The sequence below is a fragment of the Streptococcus sp. HF-1907 genome (assembly GCF_015594605.1).
Lineage (GTDB): Bacteria > Bacillota > Bacilli > Lactobacillales > Streptococcaceae > Streptococcus.
Genome location: NZ_JADNQT010000001.1, coordinates 1 through 19,107, shown reverse-complemented (window position 1 = coordinate 19,107; position 19,107 = coordinate 1). Strand labels below are relative to the sequence as shown.

At 42.0% G+C, this 19,107-nt stretch carries 18 protein-coding genes and 3 pseudogenes; 4 read left to right on the top strand and 17 right to left on the bottom strand.

Annotated elements, in window-relative coordinates; translation table 11 throughout:
• Position 1 precedes the first annotated feature (1 nt).
• Positions 2–811: pseudogene (locus IYQ92_RS00105) on the bottom strand (prolyl oligopeptidase family serine peptidase); the annotation flags it as partial.
• A 124-nt stretch (positions 812–935) separates the two neighbouring features.
• Between IYQ92_RS00105 and IYQ92_RS00100 the strand changes: the two are divergent.
• A pseudogene (locus tag IYQ92_RS00100) lies at positions 936–2,247 on the top strand (transposase).
• A gap of 40 nt (positions 2,248–2,287) precedes the next feature.
• Here IYQ92_RS00100 and IYQ92_RS00095 read toward each other — a convergent pair.
• The 14 genes from IYQ92_RS00095 to IYQ92_RS00030 form a co-directional block, all read right to left on the bottom strand.
• Positions 2,288–3,823 carry a ClC family H(+)/Cl(-) exchange transporter gene (locus tag IYQ92_RS00095; protein ID WP_195674746.1) on the bottom strand — a complete coding sequence of 512 codons (1,536 nt, stop codon included), beginning with the start codon at positions 3,821–3,823 and terminating at the stop codon, positions 2,288–2,290.
• 96 nt (positions 3,824–3,919) lie between these two features.
• Positions 3,920–4,993 (bottom strand): ABC transporter substrate-binding protein, encoded by a 1,074-nt coding sequence (locus IYQ92_RS00090; protein ID WP_195674745.1) that lies wholly within the window; start codon positions 4,991–4,993, stop codon positions 3,920–3,922.
• Complete coding sequence (locus IYQ92_RS00085; RefSeq protein WP_195674744.1) at positions 4,986–5,762, bottom strand: ABC transporter permease; 777 nt, start codon at positions 5,760–5,762, stop codon at positions 4,986–4,988. Before IYQ92_RS00085 ends, IYQ92_RS00090 begins: the two co-directional genes overlap by 8 nt.
• Positions 5,759–6,553 (bottom strand): ABC transporter permease, encoded by a 795-nt coding sequence (locus IYQ92_RS00080; RefSeq protein WP_195674743.1) that lies wholly within the window; start codon positions 6,551–6,553, stop codon positions 5,759–5,761. Before IYQ92_RS00080 ends, IYQ92_RS00085 begins: the two co-directional genes overlap by 4 nt.
• Positions 6,537–7,691, bottom strand: a complete 1,155-nt coding sequence (locus IYQ92_RS00075; protein WP_195674742.1) for an ABC transporter ATP-binding protein — start codon at positions 7,689–7,691, stop codon at positions 6,537–6,539. The genes IYQ92_RS00080 and IYQ92_RS00075 overlap by 17 nt, the downstream gene beginning before the upstream one ends.
• A gap of 79 nt (positions 7,692–7,770) precedes the next feature.
• Positions 7,771–8,676: a UDP-N-acetylmuramate dehydrogenase gene (gene murB, locus IYQ92_RS00070; protein ID WP_195674741.1), complete on the bottom strand. Its 906-nt coding sequence runs from the start codon at positions 8,674–8,676 to the stop codon at positions 7,771–7,773.
• Positions 8,677–8,799: 123 nt separating this feature from the next.
• Entirely contained in the window at positions 8,800–9,288 is a 489-nt protein-coding gene (gene folK, locus IYQ92_RS00065; RefSeq protein ID WP_195674740.1) for a 2-amino-4-hydroxy-6-hydroxymethyldihydropteridine diphosphokinase, read from the bottom strand.
• Positions 9,285–9,647 carry a dihydroneopterin aldolase gene (folB, locus tag IYQ92_RS00060; RefSeq protein ID WP_195674739.1) on the bottom strand — a complete coding sequence of 121 codons (363 nt, stop codon included), beginning with the start codon at positions 9,645–9,647 and terminating at the stop codon, positions 9,285–9,287. Before folB ends, folK begins: the two co-directional genes overlap by 4 nt.
• Position 9,648: 1 nt before the next feature.
• On the bottom strand, positions 9,649–10,452 hold the full coding sequence (folP, locus tag IYQ92_RS00055; RefSeq protein WP_195674738.1) for a dihydropteroate synthase: 804 nt from the start codon (positions 10,450–10,452) through the stop codon (positions 9,649–9,651).
• An 8-nt stretch (positions 10,453–10,460) separates the two neighbouring features.
• A complete protein-coding gene (gene folE, locus IYQ92_RS00050) occupies positions 10,461–11,024 on the bottom strand; it encodes a GTP cyclohydrolase I FolE (RefSeq protein WP_195674737.1) in 564 nt (187 codons plus the stop codon).
• Positions 11,025–11,100: 76 nt separating this feature from the next.
• The gene (locus IYQ92_RS00045) at positions 11,101–12,348 is read right to left on the bottom strand and encodes a bifunctional folylpolyglutamate synthase/dihydrofolate synthase (RefSeq protein ID WP_195674736.1); all 1,248 of its coding nucleotides are present in this window, start codon (positions 12,346–12,348) and stop codon (positions 11,101–11,103) included.
• Positions 12,345–13,235, bottom strand: a complete 891-nt coding sequence (gene rarD / locus IYQ92_RS00040) for an EamA family transporter RarD (RefSeq protein ID WP_195674735.1) — start codon at positions 13,233–13,235, stop codon at positions 12,345–12,347. The genes IYQ92_RS00045 and rarD overlap by 4 nt, the downstream gene beginning before the upstream one ends.
• Entirely contained in the window at positions 13,222–14,088 is an 867-nt protein-coding gene (gene thrB / locus IYQ92_RS00035; RefSeq protein WP_195674734.1) for a homoserine kinase, read from the bottom strand. The genes rarD and thrB overlap by 14 nt, the downstream gene beginning before the upstream one ends.
• 1 nt (position 14,089) lies before the next feature.
• Positions 14,090–15,376: a homoserine dehydrogenase gene (locus tag IYQ92_RS00030; protein WP_195674733.1), complete on the bottom strand. Its 1,287-nt coding sequence runs from the start codon at positions 15,374–15,376 to the stop codon at positions 14,090–14,092.
• A 192-nt stretch (positions 15,377–15,568) separates the two neighbouring features.
• Between IYQ92_RS00030 and IYQ92_RS00025 the strand changes: the two genes are divergently transcribed.
• A complete protein-coding gene (locus IYQ92_RS00025) occupies positions 15,569–16,525 on the top strand; it encodes a polysaccharide deacetylase family protein (protein ID WP_195674732.1) in 957 nt (318 codons plus the stop codon).
• A gap of 354 nt (positions 16,526–16,879) precedes the next feature.
• Here IYQ92_RS00025 and IYQ92_RS00020 read toward each other — a convergent pair whose 3' ends face one another.
• Positions 16,880–17,056, bottom strand: a complete 177-nt coding sequence (locus IYQ92_RS00020) for a hypothetical protein (RefSeq protein ID WP_195674731.1) — start codon at positions 17,054–17,056, stop codon at positions 16,880–16,882.
• 58 nt (positions 17,057–17,114) lie between these two features.
• The gene (locus tag IYQ92_RS00015; protein WP_195674730.1) at positions 17,115–18,140 is read right to left on the bottom strand and encodes a YeiH family protein; all 1,026 of its coding nucleotides are present in this window, start codon (positions 18,138–18,140) and stop codon (positions 17,115–17,117) included.
• Positions 18,141–18,282: 142 nt separating this feature from the next.
• Between IYQ92_RS00015 and IYQ92_RS00010 the strand changes: the two genes are divergently transcribed.
• Positions 18,283–18,954: a Crp/Fnr family transcriptional regulator gene (locus IYQ92_RS00010; RefSeq protein WP_195674729.1), complete on the top strand. Its 672-nt coding sequence runs from the start codon at positions 18,283–18,285 to the stop codon at positions 18,952–18,954.
• Positions 18,955–19,035: 81 nt separating this feature from the next.
• Positions 19,036–19,107: pseudogene (locus IYQ92_RS00005) on the top strand (transposase); the annotation flags it as partial.

Here is a 19,107-nt window from a genome sequence, read left to right as displayed (position 1 = left end):
TCTATTTCTTCACTTGTGCATTCATCCAATCGTAGACGTTATGGTAAGTCTCACCGTCAACTTTGGCGCTAGCTGAGCCACCGTGTGTTTTGTTGCTGGCTTCAAAGCCTTTTAGTCCTTTAGCTTTTTTGATGGCGCTAGCATTTTGGACGCCAGTCACTTTATCGTTGAAGAAATAAGTCCATGACCAGTGACCGAGATAATTGGTATTCTTCATGTCAGAACCCTTGACAGATTCGAAATATGAGAACCACTTGTTTTTTGCACCATTGTCAACGAGAGCTTTGTAGACTGGAAGGGCATAATTTTTAGGGTTAACAACTGTGTCATTTTTGGCATGGATAAACCACATTGGTTGATTTTTGAGAGCATTAATCTGGTCTGTCCCAAAATAAACATCATCCTTGCGAATCGCTGATACTCCTGATAAACTCTTTTCGTCTGGCTGAGTCTTGTAAGTACCGTCGTCGTTGCGTTCATATTGGTAGTAAGAATAGGCTGCCGCTTGAGGGACAAGGGCTGCAAAATAATCAGGATAATGGACACCCATATTGATGGTCATGTAACCACCATTAGAGCCACCGGTAAGGTAAATTCGGCTAGTATCAACATCTGTATGCTGGTCGACATAGTCCTTGATAGTATCCATCAAAGCCTGTGTATAACGTGAATCTCCTGCACCTGAATTCGTACCATCGCCCTCATCCATCCAATAAGTTGGCGTTTGAACCGCAAGCACGTAGGCACCCGATTGATTGCCAGCGAGGAAATGCTTTTGAACAGATTTTTGAGCCAAGGCAACCACTTCATTTCGGCTCTATAATTTCTGTAGTGGGTAAATCTACTACGGAGATTATGGAGCTTTTTCAGTGTATCAAAAAAGCTCCATAAGACTTATAATGAAAAGCGACTAAACAACTCATTAGAAAGACCTTATGGAACAACTTAAGAATTCCACAGAACTCATCGGATTAAAAGACAAAAATATCAAAATCAAGACGGTTTTTAAGGCTGATACTCATATCTTGATTGAGGCTAGCCTAGACTATCAGCCTCCACTCTGCCCTCACTGCAAAAGTCAGATGAGCAAGTACGACTTTCAACGAGCCTCTACCATCCCAATCCTTGATGTCCAAGGCATGCCAACGGTCCTCAAACTCAAGAAGCGACGCTTTCAATGTAATGGCTGTCGTCGTGTGACGGTTTCTGAGACTAGCTTAGTCAAGAAGCATTGCCAAATCTCGAAGCCTGTCCGCCAGAAAATCACACAATACCATACCGAAAAGTTAACTAATACTGCCATCGCTAAGAGACTCCACCTTTCAGTATCTCTCGTCCAACGTCAGCTGGAAGCTTTCACCTTCAAGGAAGATTTTACTCGTCTTCCTGAGGTTCTATCAGTAGATGAATTTTCTCGGAACAGGGGACAACTGGCTTTCATCGCTCAAGATTTTGAGACCAGAAAGATTGTCACTCTCCTTGAAAACAACCGACAAACCACCATCAAAAACTACTTTTATCGCTATCCTAGAACTATTCGTGAGGCGGTTAAAGCCGTTACTGTGGACATGTCTGGGTCTTACATTCCAATCCTAAGACCACCCTTCGCTTTCCTATTTTTAGGCTCAGGCTGAAACAGTCTCTCCCCAGACTGTTTCACTCCCCAAAGCTAAAATTGTGCTCGACCGCTTCCATATCGTCCAACACCTTGGCAGAGCTATGATGAGAACTCGAATTGCCATCATGAAGAGCTTTGATAAAAAGTCTCTCCCTTATCGAGCCATGAAGAATCACTGGAGAATTCTGCAAAAGGACAGTCGCAAACTCTCTGACAAACGCTTTTATTCACGAACCTTTAGGCAAACCTTGACTCCGAAAGAAATTGTCAAGAAAATTCTAGATTTATCGGACGAATTCCGCTATTATTATGAGCTGTATCAACTCTTATTATTCCATTTTCAAGCGAAGAATACCGACCATTTTATGGCACTGATTGACGACAACCTTCCCTTTGTCAATCCTATATTTACCGCTGTCTTTAAGACCTTCAAGAAATACAAATCCTACATCGCAAACGCCCTGGAGCTCCCTTATTCTAACGCCAAGCTAGAAGCTACTAACAAACTCATCAAGGACATTAAGCGTCAAGCTTTCGGCTTTCGAAACTTCAAGAACTTTAAAACAAAAATTCTCATCGCTTTGAACATCAAAATAGAGAGAACCAATCTGATTCTCTCTAGATGTTAGTGATAAGTCCCACTACAGTTGACAATGAGCCGATTTTTATCTATGTCATTAGTAATTCACGAATCTTGCTAATTTCTGGTTCATTGACTACCAGATAAATCGTGTCCCCCGAATGAAGAAGGGTTGAGCCAGAAACAACTTCTGCTTGTCCCTGATGGATTTGCGTTGTAATCAAAACGTTTTTAGGTAAAACCAAATCACGGACACGTTTTCCAGCAATTTTATCGGAAACTGTGAGTTCAATCAAGGTAGGTTCAACGACTGTATGTTCGACTGTTGGCTCCATATTAGCCAGCATGGCTTCATAGACAGGTTGCCCCTTGAGAATGTCCATAACAATGTAGGCAACCAAAGTAACTACACCGATTGCCATCAGTTGCTTCAAATTTCCCACCATTTCCGTCACCAAAATCATAGCAGTCAACGGTGCTTTTGAGACTGCCCCGAAATAACCTGCCATCCCAAGCACGACAAATAATGGAAGAGCTGCATGCGAGACCAGCTGGAGATTAACCATTCCTAGTCCAAAAACCATGCCAGCTAGAGACCCTAACGCTAAGATTGGCAGGAAAATTCCTCCAGGAACACCACTACCATAACTCAACATACTCCAGATAAAACGGATGACCAAATAGCTAAGCGCTGTCCAAAATGTCAGATTACTAGTTGGCAAACTAACAATCATACCGTTCCCTCCACCCAATAATTGTGGGTAGAAATAGCCGATTGGCAAGATGAAAATCATAGCTAAAATAACATAAAGCGGTGCTGAGAGGTGTGTCAATCGACCGAGAAAATGATACAATCGACCAATATTTAAAATGATTTTTTCATAGAAAAAGCCTAGGAGCCCTAGAAAAATACCCATTAAGACCAAAATCCAATATTGACTGAGATTTAAAAATGGAAGGTCTTTGGGCATAGCCAGTACTGGGGTTCGTCCAAAAATGTTTAGAGAAACAAAATTTGCAACTAGACTAGCCACCAAGGCCGTAACCCAGACCATACGTGAAAAATGGTGATAGACTTCCTCAACAACAAAAAGTAAGCCTGCGATGGGAGCATTGAAAGCTGCTGACAAACCAGCTGCCGCCCCACTAGCGATTAACACCCGTTTCTCTGTACGACCAGCACCAAATGCTTTAGCAAGTCCCTTACCTGTCATCGCACCGAGTTGGATACTTGGACCTTCACGTCCTAGCATCAACCCTGATGAAATGGCAAGGACACCACTAATCCATTTTTTCCAAAGGACAGACCACCAATTCGGATGCATGAGCCCTTTTAACTCGCCTTCGACATGAGGGATACCAGAGCCTTTAATATCACTGTCTGAACGAATCATGAATCCAATAATAATTGCTACAAGCAAACTAACTACAGCAATAGGAACTAACAGAATAGGCTTATCATGCGCTTGAATATAGACTCCTTGAACCTGTTCAAAAAGTTTTTCAATCGAAAGACGGAAAAATCCGACAACGATACCCGCTACCAAACCAACAACAATCCCTCGATAAACAGGCTTCCAAAGAGATTCATTGGGTAGTTTGTAATCAGCTTTATGACTATTCATAACCTTCTCCTTTGTCCACTATTTTATCAAATTTTAAGTGAATTTTCGAGATGATTTCCACTATTTGCCAAAGAAAAATGATTGAGACTAGCCCAATCATTTTCGATACATTTTGAATTGTAGGTACATATCATTGTAGATTCCCAACCATTCTTGTCCCAGATTGTTGTAAACTTCAAGGTTTTTGATTGTTTCTTCTGAAGGATAGAAGGCTTTATTAGCTTTGACAGATTTTGGAAGCAGAGCTTTGGCTGCTTTATTTGGGGTCGCGTAGCCGATGTACTCTGCATTCTGCGCTGCATTTTCAGGTTTTAACATGAAGTTGATAAAAGCATAGGCTTTTTTCTCATGTTTAGCCGTCTTGGGAATAACGATATTGTCAAACCATAGGTTAGAGCCCTCGCTTGGAACAACATAGCGGAGGTCAGGATTGCTACTGAGCATCTCACTGGCTTCACCAGAGAAGGTCACACCAATAGCTGCGTCGCCATTAATCATGTAGCCCTTCATCTCATCCCCAACAATTGCCTTAATATTAGGTGTCAATTGATTCAATTTAGCTGCCGCTTGGTTCAACTCTTTACGTTTCTTGGTATTAACACTGTAGCCCAGCGAATTAAGTCCAAATCCCATAACCTCACGAGCACCATCTACCAGCATAATCTGATTTTTGTACTCTGAATTCCAAAGGTCATTCCAGTGTTGAGGGGCAGTTTTGACTAATTTAGTATTATAAATAATCCCAACGGTGCCCCAAAAATAAGGTATCGAGTAGGTATTTTTTGAATCAAAACTAAGTCCCATAAACTGCGGGTCGATGTTATTCAAACCTTTGATTTTATATTTATCTAGTTTAACGAGAAGATTTTCCCTCTTCATCTTATCAATCATGTAATCACTCGGAATAGCGATATCGTAAGTCGTTCCGCCTTGTTTAATCTTGGTGTACATGGCTTCGTTGGAATCAAAGGTTTCGTACTGCACTTCGATACCAGTTTCCTTAGTGAATTTTGTCAGCAGAGCTGGGTCAATGTAATCTCCCCAGTTGTAAATGACCAACTTATCCGACTGAACAGATGAGCTGCTCTGCCTTTTCATAATAGTCACGCCTGCAAACAAGATAAGAATAATCGCAAGCACTCCAGCAATAAATGAATAGAGTTTACGCATGTTTTTCCTCCTTGTCTGTTGAAATGTAGTAATATCCAATCACAAGTAGGATGCTAAACAGGAAGACAACTGTCGATAAGGCATTGATTTCAAGAGAAATTCCTCGACGCGCCCGCGAATAAATCTCGACAGACAAAGTTGAAAAGCCATTTCCTGTGACAAAGAAAGTCACGGCGAAATCATCCAAAGAATAGGTGAAGGCCATAAAAAACCCTGAAATAATCCCCGGTGTCAGATAAGGAAGCATGACTTCTCGCAACATTTGCCACGGCGTAGCACCTAAGTCATAAGCTGCATTAATCATATCATCGTTCATTTCTTTCAAACGGGGCAAAACCATCAGGATCACAATTGGAATCGAAAAGGCAATATGGCTAAGAAGCACTGATACAAAATTCAGCTGGAAACCGAGCGCTGTAAAGAGCAAGAGGAAACTAGCACCAATCATGACATCTGGCGCAACCATGAGGATATTATTCAGCGACAAAAGCGTGTTTTGATATTTCTTGCGCGTTTGGTAAATCCAAATGGTACCAAAGGTCCCAATAGCTGTCGCTAGCAGGGCGCTTAGGAATGCCAAGAAGAAAGTCTGCACCAAGATAAGCATTAAACGACTATCTTGAAACATAGTAACATAGTGGTCTAAAGTAAACCCTGTAAAACCATTCATATCACCACCACTATTGAAAGAATAGAAAATTAAATAGGCGATAGGAATATAGAGCAAGACAAAAACTAATCCTAAATAAGTATTGGCAAATTTCTTCATCGTGTTCTCTCCTTCGTCAACCACATGATGGCAACCATGGCAAGAATCAAAATGACACCAATGGTTGAACCCATCCCCGTATTTTGCGTTGTAAGGAAATGCTGCTCAATAGCTGTTCCCAGCGTAATGACACGATTCCCCCCTATCAAGCGGGTCAACATAAAGAGACTCAAACTTGGAATGAAGACTGATTGAACACCTGAGCGTACGCCATTTAAAGAAAGAGGAAAAATAACCTTGCTGAAAGTCTGCCAACCACTTGCCCCTAAATCATAACTAGCGTTGATGAGGTTATGATCAATATCATCAAGGGCATTGAAAATCGGCAATATCATAAAGGGCAGTTCGATGTAAGCTGCTACAAAAATGAATGAAAAGTCTGTGAACAAGATCTGCTTAGGACCCAAGCCCATAAACATCAAAAATTGATTAACTCCGCCATGCTGACCAAAAATTCCCATAAAAGCGTAAGCCTTTAACAAAAGATTAATCCAAGTCGGCAAAATAATGAGCATCAACCATAACTGCTTGTGCTTTAATTTCGTTAAAAAATAGGCAGCAGGATAGGAAATAACCAGCGTCACCAAGCTAATAATGCCCGCGTATAAAACTGAATTGACGGACATTTTCAAGTAAGTCCACGAACTAAAAAAGGTCTGGTAATTGGCCAGTGTCATCTGACCGTGGATATCAAACAGTGATTTCCACAGCAAGAGAAAGACTGGTGCGATGACAAAGAAAAACATCCATAGAAGATAGGGAAGAGAAAAGAGATTAGAGGTTTTCTTCATTTCTCTCCTCCTCAATGGCGTTAATCAAGCCGTCTTCGTGCTCTTCAACTTCTACATATTCTTCGATACGAGCATCGAATTCTTCTTCTGTCTCGTTGAGACGCATGATGTGAATATCCTCTGGAGCAAAATCAAGTCCGATAACTTCTCCTTCAATGGCTTTGCGGGTTGAATGAATCATCCACTCATTTCCAAGCTCATCGTAGGCGATAATTTCGTAGTGAACCCCACGGAAAAGTTGCGTATCAACCTTAACTTGAAGTTTACCTTCTTCTGGCAAGGTGATTTGTAAATCTTCTGGGCGAATAACCACTTCGACAGCCTCGTTGGGTCTCATCCCACCATCGACAGCCTCAAATCGTTTGCCGTTGAATTCTACCAAATAGTCCTCAATCATCTTACCTGGTAGGATATTAGATTCCCCAATGAAGGTCGCGACAAAGTGATTGATAGGCTCATCGTAAATATCGACTGGTGTTCCAGATTGCACGATTTCACCGTCATTCATGACAAAAATCCAATCACTCATGGCTAGGGCTTCTTCCTGGTCATGGGTTACAAAAACAAAGGTAATTCCCAAGCGTTGCTGCAATTCACGTAACTCATATTGCATTTCCGTGCGTAATTTCAAATCCAAGGCCGACAGCGGTTCGTCAAGCAAGACAACTTTTGGCTGATTGATAATAGCTCGCGCGATAGCCACACGTTGGCGTTGTCCGCCAGAAAGCTTTTGAATAGGGCGTTTTTCAAATCCTTCCAAACGAACCATTTTCAAGGCTTCTGTGACGCGTTTTTCGATTTCTTTTTTGTCCACCTTTTTTAATTTCAAGGGAAAGGCAACATTTTCAAAAACATTCATATGCGGGAAGAGGGCATAGTTTTGGAAAACGGTATGGACATCGCGTTTATTAGTTGGTACATCGTTGATACGTTTACCATCAAGAATAACATCGCCTGACGTAGCATCAAGCAAACCTGCAATGATGTTTAGGATAGTAGATTTTCCGCTACCAGATGCTCCCAAAAGGGTGTAAAATTTACCTTCTTCAAGCTCAAAATTGATATCCTTTAGGACTACAGTTCCACTGTCTTCAAATACCTTTGACACATTTTTAAATGTAATGATTGGGTCAGTCAATTCTCATAAATCCTCCATGATTTCTAGTCCTTTGATAAATGGCTAGCGCTAGCCCAAAGGAAAATAAATCCTAGCTCTGCTATTTTTCTAGAGCATCACCGATAATACGAACCTCTGGTTCCAAACGCACGCCTGAATTTTCCTCAACCTTAGCAATGACATCAGCAATCAAATCTTCATAATCTTTGGCTGTCCCCTTGTCAATATTGACCATGAAACCAGCGTGTTTTTTACTGACTTCAACGCCACCGATACGGTGCCCTTTCAAGTTAGCCTCACTGATGAGAGCTCCGGCAAAATAACCTTGAGGGCGCTTGAAAACTGACCCACAAGATGGATACTCAAGTGGCTGTTTCAATTGGCGTAAATGCGTCAAACGAGCCATTTCTTGGCTGATGACAGTATGGTCGCCTGGTTTAAGACCAAACTTGGCAGAAATAACAACATCACCACTGTCTTGGACCACCGAGTGACGGTAACCAAAGAGCATATCACGCGCTTCGATAACCTTTACATCCCCCTCTTTGGTCAAAACCTGAGCAGAAATTAAAACGTGAGCGATTTCACCACCGTAGGCGCCAGCATTCATGAAAACAGCACCTCCGATACTACCAGGAATACCGCAGGCAAATTCAAAACCAGTTAGGCTATGGAATTTAGCCACTTTTGTCGTTTCAATCAGGTTAGCACCCGCTTCCGCTTCGATGACATAACCGTCAACAGTAATCGAGTTTAGCTTGTCGAACATAATCACAAATCCGCGAATGCCACCATCACGAACGATGATATTACTAGCATTACCCAGCACCATCCAATCAATCCCTTGACGGTTAGCGAATTTCACGATGCGTGACAATTCATATCGGTTACGCGGGAAAGCTAAGTAGTCAACCGGTCCACCAACCTCGGTATAGGTATACTTACTTAGGGGTTCGTTAAATCGGATATCAATTCCGTTCAATTCTTCTTTTAAAAGTTCTAACATTTTTTCTCTATTCTAATCATTTTGTGTCCAAACCATAAGCTAATCAGACACTAAAAAATCGGCATAAAACCGATTCTTATTATATCAAAATTCAGCTAAGTTGACGATAGAAAAATCATTTTCTTAGTCAAAGGGCTTGGTAACTTTAATATCTGCAACATCTAGCTGGTTAAGATAATCGATCACAGCCCTGCCATTAGGCAAGGTTAGTTGCGGACTAATTTCCTGCAAAGGCACCAAGACAAAGCCACGCTCCGTCATGTAAGGATGAGGCACCTTGAGATTCTCCGTCGCAATGACCTCCTGACCATAAAGCAAGATGTCAATGTCGATAGTCCTCGGACCCCAGTGCTCATGACGAACACGATTGAGGTCGATTTCAATCTTTTGACAATAGCTGAGCAGAGCCTGAGCATCCAGCTCTGTTTCAAGTTGACAGGCTAGATTAAGAAAATCGTCTTGATCCGTTTTTCCCCAGGCAGCCGTCTCATAAAAAGACGACACCTGAGTGACCTGCGTCTGCGGTAGAGTCTTGAGAGCAGAGATTGCCTTTCGTAAATAAGCCTCGCGGTCGCCAATATTAGACCCTAAACTCAAATAAACAACTGTCATGGGCGGACACGCTCCAATTCGATACCAACCGATTCATAATGACCATTGATTGGGGGATTATCCTTAGTAATTTTTAAAGTGATAGCCTGCACTGACGGAAATTGTTGAAAAAGGTCATCGACAATCACTCCAGCCAATTTTTCAATCAACTGATAGCGCTCATTTTCAACATGGTCTTTGATACAGTCGAAAACCATACCATAATGAACAGTATCTTCTAGCTGGTCTGATTGTGAAGCAGCGGTCAGGTTAACAGAAAGAACTGCATCTACTTGAAAGATTTGACCCAGTACATTTTCTTCTGGAAAGGCACCATGATAGCCATAAAAACGACATTTATTCAAATAAATCTTATCCATCTTACACCAACTGACTAATAACAGTGACCACATCGGTATTCAGGTCAACATTATGAACGCGAACAACTTGACACCCCTTTGCTACCGCCCAAGCTGACAAAGCAGCTGTTCCCAAATCACGCTCTGCCATGCTACGATTGCCACCAAGGAGATAATTGACCGTGCGTTTGCGAGAAATCCCGAAAAGAACGGGATAACCAAGCTGACAAACCTTATCCAAGCCCTTGAGGAGCTCAATATTTTGGTCTTCGGTCTTAGCAAACCCGTAACCAGGGTCAATCCAGATATTTTCTTTAGGCACACCAGCGTTAAGAGCAGCTTGTGCGCGCTCTGTCAAGAATTGGCAGACATCTGTTGTGATGTCCGCATAGACTTCGTCTTTTTGATTGTGCATGAGAATGATTGGTGCTTTTTTTTCAGCAGCTAGCGCCAGCATTTGGTCATCGTAAAGTCCTGCCCAGACATCATTCAAAATGTGGGCGCCAGCGTCAAGTGCGACACGGGCTACTTCTGTCTTGTAGGTGTCAATAGATAGCAGAGCTTGTGGATAGGTCTCGCGGATAGCCTTGATAACAGGTACCACTCGTGCAATCTCATCCTCTGCAGTGACAAACTCAGCTCCAGGTCGAGTTGATTCGCCACCGATGTCAATGATTTTAGCCCCTTGTGTCAACATTGTCCCAACTTGCTTGAGGGCAAGGTCAACTGTGGTATAACTGCCACCGTCTGAAAAAGAATCGGGGGTGACATTTAAAATCCCCATGACACAAGCCTTTCCTTCAATATCGTATTGTCCAATTTTCATAATCTACCTCAGCTATGTTGAATGAGTGAAAGAATTTCTTGTCGTTCAGCACGATTTTCTTTATAAAGACCACGCGCAACAGTTGTGATGGTCTTGCTGCCTGGTTTTTTAATGCCACGCATGGTCATGCACATGTGCTCTGCTTCAATCATGACAAAAATCCCCTTTGGAGCAAGCGCTGATTCTAAAGCGTCAGCCACTTGAGCTGTCAAACGTTCCTGCAATTGTGGACGCTTGCTAGCTACTTCGACCGCGCGAGCCAATTTACTCAAACCAGTCACACGACCATCGCTAGGCAAATAAGCAACGTGAGCCTTGCCGTAAAATGGCACCAAGTGGTGCTCGCACATGGAGTAAAAAGGAATATCCTTGACGATAATCACCTCGTCGTGATTTTCAGTGAAAACAGCTGTGAACTGGTCAGCAGGGTCTTCGTTGAGACCTGAGAACATTTCCAGATACATTTTTGCCACACGTTTTGGTGTGTCTAGAAGACCCTCACGCTCAGGATTTTCCCCCAAGGCTTCTAGAAATTGATAAATGGCAGCTTCCATTTTGTCTTGATTTGGCATGGTTTCATCCTTACTTTCTTTGATTACTCTATTATATCATAAAACTGACCTAGCAAAATGCTAAATCAGTTGTCAATTATCTTTTTAAAAACGCTTTGCGGACCTGTGAGATGAAGTAGAGTGAGCCTGTGATGAGGTAGAAATCATCTTCGCTGTCAAGGTTCATCTGCTCCAACCAATCTTGCCAGTTTTCGACACGAACATAACCTTTAGGATAGTCTTCTAAAGCTAAGGCACGATAATCTTCAAAAGTTGTCACTGACACTTGCCCAACTGCTTCAAGTTGTTTTAACATGGCATCGGCCGGCTTGGTGTTGATTGCTGCAAAAAGCACATGAACCTTCTTATCTGCGTAGGCTTTCATGACCTCAACCAAGGCGTTGATGCTTTCATTATTGTGGGCGCCGTCAATCATGAGATTATTTTCCAAAAGTTCAGTTCTACCGGCCCACGCTGTTGCTTCTAAGCCTGCTTTGATAGTAGCTGGCGTTACTTTTGGAAATTGCTGCGCTAACAGGAGACTTGTTGTGATAGCGAGACTAGCGTTAGACACCTGGTGTTGACCTGGCATGCGCAAATGAATATCCTCAATCTCACCAAGTTGACTTTGATAATCAAAAGTATCGCCATGAAGAGCTGTACTGAAATCGCGTCCTAATTTGTAAGTTGAGCTCTTGGTTTCTTGGACTTTTGCTTGAAAAACAGCCTCAACGTCTGCTTGATTATTGGCGTAAATAAATGGAACAGCTTCTTTGAGTACTCCCACTTTCTGCTCTGCTATTTGACTGTAGGTCTGACCTAAAACCGCCTGATGATCCAAACCAATAGACGGACAGACGACCGCTAGCGCTTTGAACTGGTTGGTGGAATCGTAGAGACCGCCCATGCCAGCCTCAACGATGGCAATATCAACGGGATGCATGTGTCCAAAATATTCAAACATAAGGACGGTGATGACTTCAAACTCTGTTGCGGGTTCGAGGTCGGTTTCATGGTGCAGACGCTCAACCACAGACTGAACACGCTCAACCAAGGCAACAAAATCACTTTCGGTAATCATTTGACCGTTGAGACTGATGCGTTCACGAAAATCAACAATGTAAGGAGATGTAAAAGTCCCGACCTCATAGCCAGACTGGCTAAAAATATGCTGTAAATAGCTAGTTGTAGAACCTTTTCCGTTGGTTCCGACCACATGTACCGCCTTCAGATTTTCTTGAGGATTACCTAACTCAGCCAACATCCAGGCCATGCGTTCTAATCCTGGTTTGATTCCAAAGGTTAATTTACTGTGAATCCATTCTAGTGCTTCTTGATAAGTCATTTGGACGCCTTCTTTCTAAGTGAATTAACTTGTCCTAAACTAAAAATAATGATGGCTAGCCAGATAAAAGCAAAGCCTGACAGCTCGCCCTGCGTGATTCCTTCGCCAAACAGGAAGATGGCTAGGAGCAACTGAATCGTTGGGTTGATGTATTGGATAAATCCAATGATGTTCAGCGGTGCCCGCTTCACTGCTTCCGCAAATAGCAAGAGTGGAATAGCTGTGACCACACCTGAGATGATTAAGAGGGTATTTTCCATCGCTGAATAATCAACCATAGATTCTTTAGCAAAAAAGATAAGGTAAATTAAGGCAAATGGTGTAATAACCGCCGATTCAACCAACATGGCAACATCACTTGACAGGGTCACCCCTTTTTTCAAAAGCCCATAAATCCCAAATGACAGCGCCAAAGTTACCGAAATCAAAGGAAGATGACCTGTGTTGTAAATGAGTACCCCAACCCCGACAAGCGCAACGAGAACAGCTATGACCATGCTGCGACTCAAATGCTCATGCAAAACCGCCAAGGACAAAACAATTGAAACTAAGGGCATGATGTAATAGCCTAGGCTAGCTTCCGTCGCTTGACCATGCGACACCGCAAAAATATAAGTCAACCAATTGATAGCAATCATAATACTAGCAAAAAGTATGGCACCCAAGGCTTTTTTATTATGAAAAAGTTGCCTAAGCTCAGTCTGATATCGCTTGGTATTGCCCGATAAAACCATATAAATCAGCATGGTAATAACAGTAAAGACGATGCGATAAGAAAAGGTGTTATACGAATTAACACCTGATAATAATTTCCAAAAGAGGGAAAGAAATCCCCACATGAGGTAGGTAATCAGACCGATCAAGAGACCAAGATTAGTCTTTTTCAACCTGAACACCCTTTCTATCAACCGCAAGGGCAACAACTTGACCATCCAGCTTCAAGGACTCCAATTGTGCCATCATATCTGCTACTTTATCTTCTGAAAGCAAGGTCATAACTGTCGGACCTGCTCCTGAAAGGTAGGTCGCATAAGCTCCTAACTTATGACTAAGTTCTTTAATTTGTGCAAATTCCTTAACCAATTTTTGGCGGTATCGTTCGTGGAAGAAATCTGATTCGATGGCTTGACCCGCTTTAACCATGTCACCAGCTAGCAAAGCAGCGATAGCAACATTGGCAATAGAACTGGCAGCGACGGCTTCTTTATAATCAAAAGTTGATGGTAGAACCCCACGGCTGTCACTTGTTTTCAATTCGTAGTTAGGAATGAAAGCGACAAAGGCAGTTTCAGGAAAATCTGCAACAATGCTATTGACTTTTTGGTCCACATAGCTTGCCACAACAAGATTTCCGAAGATTGCTGGCGCCACATTGTCAGGATGCCCTTCAATCTTGGTCGCCAAGTCCAATTTTTGGTCGTCAGTCAAATTCAAATCTGCCAACTGATTAGCTAGCTCAATTCCCGCTACAATGACAGACGAAGATGACCCCAAACCACGTGCTAGAGGAATATCCGACGTCATTTTCAAGCGATGAGGTTTCAAATCTGGTGCAACTTGCAAAGCAGTTGTGAGCAAAAGATTGTTTCCATCACTAGGAATATCACCTAAATCATGCTCGATAAACCAAGCATCCGCTTCTTTCAAAACATCAATGACAAGGTATTTTGACACGGCTACACCGACCGAGTCAAAACCCGGTCCGATGTTAGCACTGGTCGCTGGAACAGTAATTTTCATCTTATTCCCCCAAAACTTTGAAGTTGTTGAGGAGTTCAAACTCTTCAATCGCTGTCAATTTTGCTATTACATTAGCCAATTGTGTCTTACTCATTTGGTGAGTGATGATGACAACACGCGCCTGTTGACCATTTGCTTTTTGTTGCAAGACCTGCTCAAATGAAATGTCTTCTGAGTTGAATAATTCAGCCAAGCGAAGCAATTGACCTTTTTTATCTGGCGTATTGATGGCAAAATAGTAGTTGCTCTTAACATCATCAGCGCTAGCCAATTTTGTTTGACGTTTAAATTCGTTAAATGGTTTACCAACATTGCCGTCTTTTATGCGACGAGCGATACGAACAATATCTGCCGTTACAGATGTCGCTGTTGGTTTTTGACCAGCACCTGGTCCGTAGTACATTGACTCACCGATACCGATTGACTCAACAAAAACAGCATTCATAACACCATTGACACTTGCAAGTGGGTGTGCTTTTGGCAAGAAAGTTGGTGAAACTTCAGCAGAAATACCTGAAGCTGTTTCTTGAACATCACCGACCAGCTTGATGACATATCCCAATTCTTGAGCGACAGCAACATCGTCTGGCGTGATGCCTGAAATACCTTTGTGAGCCACGTCGTCAAAATCAACGGTCATTCCAAAACCAAATTGACTTAAAATGACAGCTTTATAGGCTGCATCAATACCTTCGACATCGTTAGTTGGGTCTGATTCGGCATAGCCAAGGGCTTGCGCTTCCGCAAGTGCCGCTTCGTAAGTCCAACCTTCATCAACCATTTTAGTCATCATGAAGTTTGAAGTACCGTTAAGGACACCAAGGATGCGCGTCACCTTATCAGAGGTCAAAGAGTTAGCAAGGGTACGCAAGATAGGGATTCCTCCAGCTACCGCAGCTTCATAATAGAAGGCCACTCCCTTTTCTTGTGCCAAGGCAATCAAGTCTTTACCATGAGTTGCAATCAAGTCCTTGTTAGCTGATACCACATTTTTACCAGCTTCTAAAGCTTTTGTGATAAAAGTACGCGCTGGTTCAATTCGTCCTATCAATTCAACAACAATATCGATATCTGCATCAGATAAAATCTCATCAACATTTGTGACAAAGTTATAATCGTTTCCTGCAGCGACTAGACGGCCTTTTTCAGCATCATCTTTTACCAATACTTTAGCAATTTCAAGCTGAGCACCTGATGCTGCAACAATCTTGTTTCCATTTTCTTTCAAAAGAAAAGGAATACCACTTGCAACTGTACCGAAACCAAGTAAACCGATTTTAATAGACATAGACAACTCCTTTGATTGTATTTCAAGGATTTTTCCTTAAAAGCATATAATATGCTATATTATATCAAATTTTATTCAGAATTTACAGAAAAATGTTATTATTTTCAAAAAATTTAGGGTAATTTTTAGGAATTTTCTTCCCATTCGTCCTAAAATGATGGTAAAATAGAGTAAAAAGCATTGGAGGTTCTTATGGAAAAGAGACGTCAAGATAAAAAACACCGTCATCCCCTAGTAATTGTGAACATTATGCTACTGTTTGCCTGTATTTTAGCAGTGATTTTCTTGGTTGTTACGGCTAAGCAGAAGCATTTTGATTTGTCTATTAAAGGTATTCAGTCTGCACTGCAACAAACTAGTTCTGAGCAGGCAAAAACTAAGAAAAGTACCACAAGTACATCTAAGGAGTCACAACAGACAAGCAGCGCTAGCCATGCTTCTAAAACCAAGACAACTTGGACCAAGCAGACCGACCCAGTCAAGGTGCCAATCTTGATGTACCACGCTATCCATGTTATGGATGCTTCAGAATCAGCCAGCGCCAACCTCATCGTGGACCCTACCACTTTTGAGAGCCATATCAAGCGCCTCGTAGATGAAGGCTACTACTTCCTATCTCCAGAAGAAGCCTATCGTGCCCTCACCAAAAATGAACTACCTGCAAAAAAAGTCGTTTGGCTAACCTTCGATGATGGTAATGAAGATTTCTACACGATTGCCTATCCTATCATGAAGAAATATGGCGTCAAGGCAACTAATAATGTCATAACCGGTTTTGTGCAAGAGGGACGAAACTCTAATCTGACCATTGACCAAATGCTAGAAATGAAAGCTAACGGCATGTCCTTCCAATCGCACACAGTTAACCACCCAGACCTTTCAACCAAATCTGCTGACAGTCAAGCTAGCGAAATGTCCGAGGCTAAAAGTTTCCTTGACGAAAAACTATCACAAGATACTATTGCTATTGCTTATCCATCAGGTCGTTATAACAGCGATACCCTTACTCAAGCTGCTTCCTCTTACAAATTAGCGGTCACAACAAACGAAGGGATTGGCGAAGCCAGTGATGGACTCTTGTCACTAGACCGCATCCGAATCCTGCCAACCACAACCGCTGATGATCTTATTTCAACGATTTCAAACTAAGATTTAAAGCGAGTGCTGACAAGTCTGAATTTATTCTTGGCAGACTTAGACTAGCTTGAAACTAGCAGATACTATTCGATAAGAAGAGTCCTATCGGTTCATTCTGATGGGATTTTTCTTATCGAATATTGTCCATTGTAGCCCTACAAATACTTAAAACAAACTTGCAAAATACTTCTCCCCTTAACACACCTGCAAAAGGGTGTTGTATACCTACAAATGCCAAAATCAAGCCTGCAAATCATTCTTGTAAGGCTACAAAGCTCTTAACTGAGTATGAAAAAGAAAATGTCGCTTTTATCAAGGCTAAGATATAGTAACTGAATTATTAAAAATAGGAGCTAAGCTCATCGCCTAGTTCCTATTTTTATGATGATGTTGATAAATCAAGAAAGCAATATTGACCAGCAAAAGGCAAGACCAAATCAAGCTAATCCCCCAGTTTCCTTTAAGGAGATTATAAACGACACCTAAGGCGTATAGGGTCATGTAAAAAATTGACATGGCTAATTTCGATTTCTCTGGTGACATGATTTCCTCCTCTTCATCAGATGTCATCTTATCATACACAAGTAAAATTGTCTACAGACTACCAAGTCCCTAAAAGTGACTGCATCAGCAAACTCATGATAGCAATAGCAATCCAACAAGTTGCACCGAGACCGATAGCTTGACCGCCACTTTTAACTAATTTGACAACATTAGTATTCAAACCGATAGCTGTCATCGCCATGACAATAAAGAATTTTGACAAGGTTTTTAAGGGTTCAAAAATTGCTGTATTGACTCCAAGTAGGCTAAGCAAGGTTGTTAGGACAGAAGCTAGGAAAAAATACAGAACAAACATAGGAAAGGCGCGTTTGAAACTGAACTGAGAGGATCCTTGTCCGCCAGCACGTTTGACTTGATACATGCGGTAAAATGATAAGCCTAAAGTGATTGGGATAATGGCAAGCGTGCGCGTCAATTTGACAATCGTTGCTCCTTCAAGTGTACGACTGTGGTGAATGGCGTCCCAAGCTGCCGCAGTTGCAGTTACAGACGATGTATCATTGACAGCTGTTCCTGCAAATAAAGCGAAGCCATGGTCTGAAAGACCCAAAAGTCCGCCCAAAGTTGGAAAAATAAGAGCTGCTAAGATGTTGAATAAGAAAATGACAGAAATCGACTGTGCCACTTCATCATCTTTGGCATCAATAACAGGTGCTGTCGCTGCAATCGCAGACCCACCACAAATAGATGACCCAACTCCAATCAAAGTTGCAATGTTAACATCCAGCTTAAAGGTCTTCTGTAAACCGTAAGCCACTAGCAAAGATGTCGTAATGGTTGTCAAAATAATCGGCAAAGATGTCACACCGACAGACATGACTTGCGACAAATTCAGACCAAATCCTAGCAAAACAACCGCCCATTGTAAGATATATTTAGATGTGTAAGCAATACCCGCTTGCGTTGACTGGCGCTGCTGGTAAAAACTTCCCACTAACATACCGATAAAAATAGCAAAGACTGGCGCACCAATCAGCGGCAGCCATTGCCCTAAAAACCAAGCTGGAATAGCTAAGCCTAAACAGAGCACAATCCCAGGCAACTTTTTCTTCAAGTCTTTCATGAGACCTCCTTTTCTACAAACATTATAGACCTTTAACAAAAGTTTGTAAAACTCCGTTTTTATGGAAGTTAGACTTGCTAAAAATCAGCTTTTAGAGTAAACTAGAGAGAACTACGTTTCCAAAATAGAAAGGTTGAGACACATGCCTAACCCTTCGTTGAAAGTTTCCGATTTATTTCAGTATGGCACCGAAGTCCACTTCGATAAGGGCGATGTCATCGTTCAATCCCTAGCTCAAGGGGACATGGACCTCTACATTTTAGCTTCGGGCGTCTGTTCCCTATCATCCATTTCTAGTGACGGGCAGGAGACTGTTTACCGCTACTACCAGCATCACAATATGCTCAATTTTCGCCCACTCATGACCGATATGCACCTGCATTCTTACGGCAAAAAATCCTTCAGCGTCATTGCCAAAACACCTTGCCTGACCTATCACATCAACGCACGCCAATTTGAAGAACTCTTGACTTTTCCTTCAGTTATCTCGCTTATGTTTGAAATGCTGGCGCGAAATAATCTCTACCTCCTAGAGCATTTTCATAGCAGCAAAAATGAACCAGCTTTAGTCCAGCTCTGCCGCTTTTTACTAGACCAAGCAACCGAAAATGAGCAGGGAGAATTAGTCCTCGATACCTTCTTCACCTATCAAGAAATGGCTAATTATCTCGGAATGCACGCCGTAACCGTTGCTCGTATGATAAAAAGCCTCAAGTGCCATCAAATGATTGACAAAGACGGGCATCAGATTCATATCATCGACCCAGATAAAATGGCTAAACTGATTGTCAGCGAAGAAAAGATTGATTACTAAAAACGCTTATCTCGAAATAACTGAGATGAACTGCACCCCAAAAGTTAGACAGAAAAAATCTAACTTTTGGGGTGTTTTATAATGAAATTAACTTATGAAGATAAAGTTCAAATATATGAATTGAGAAAGCAAGGAGAGAGCTTTAGACAGCTT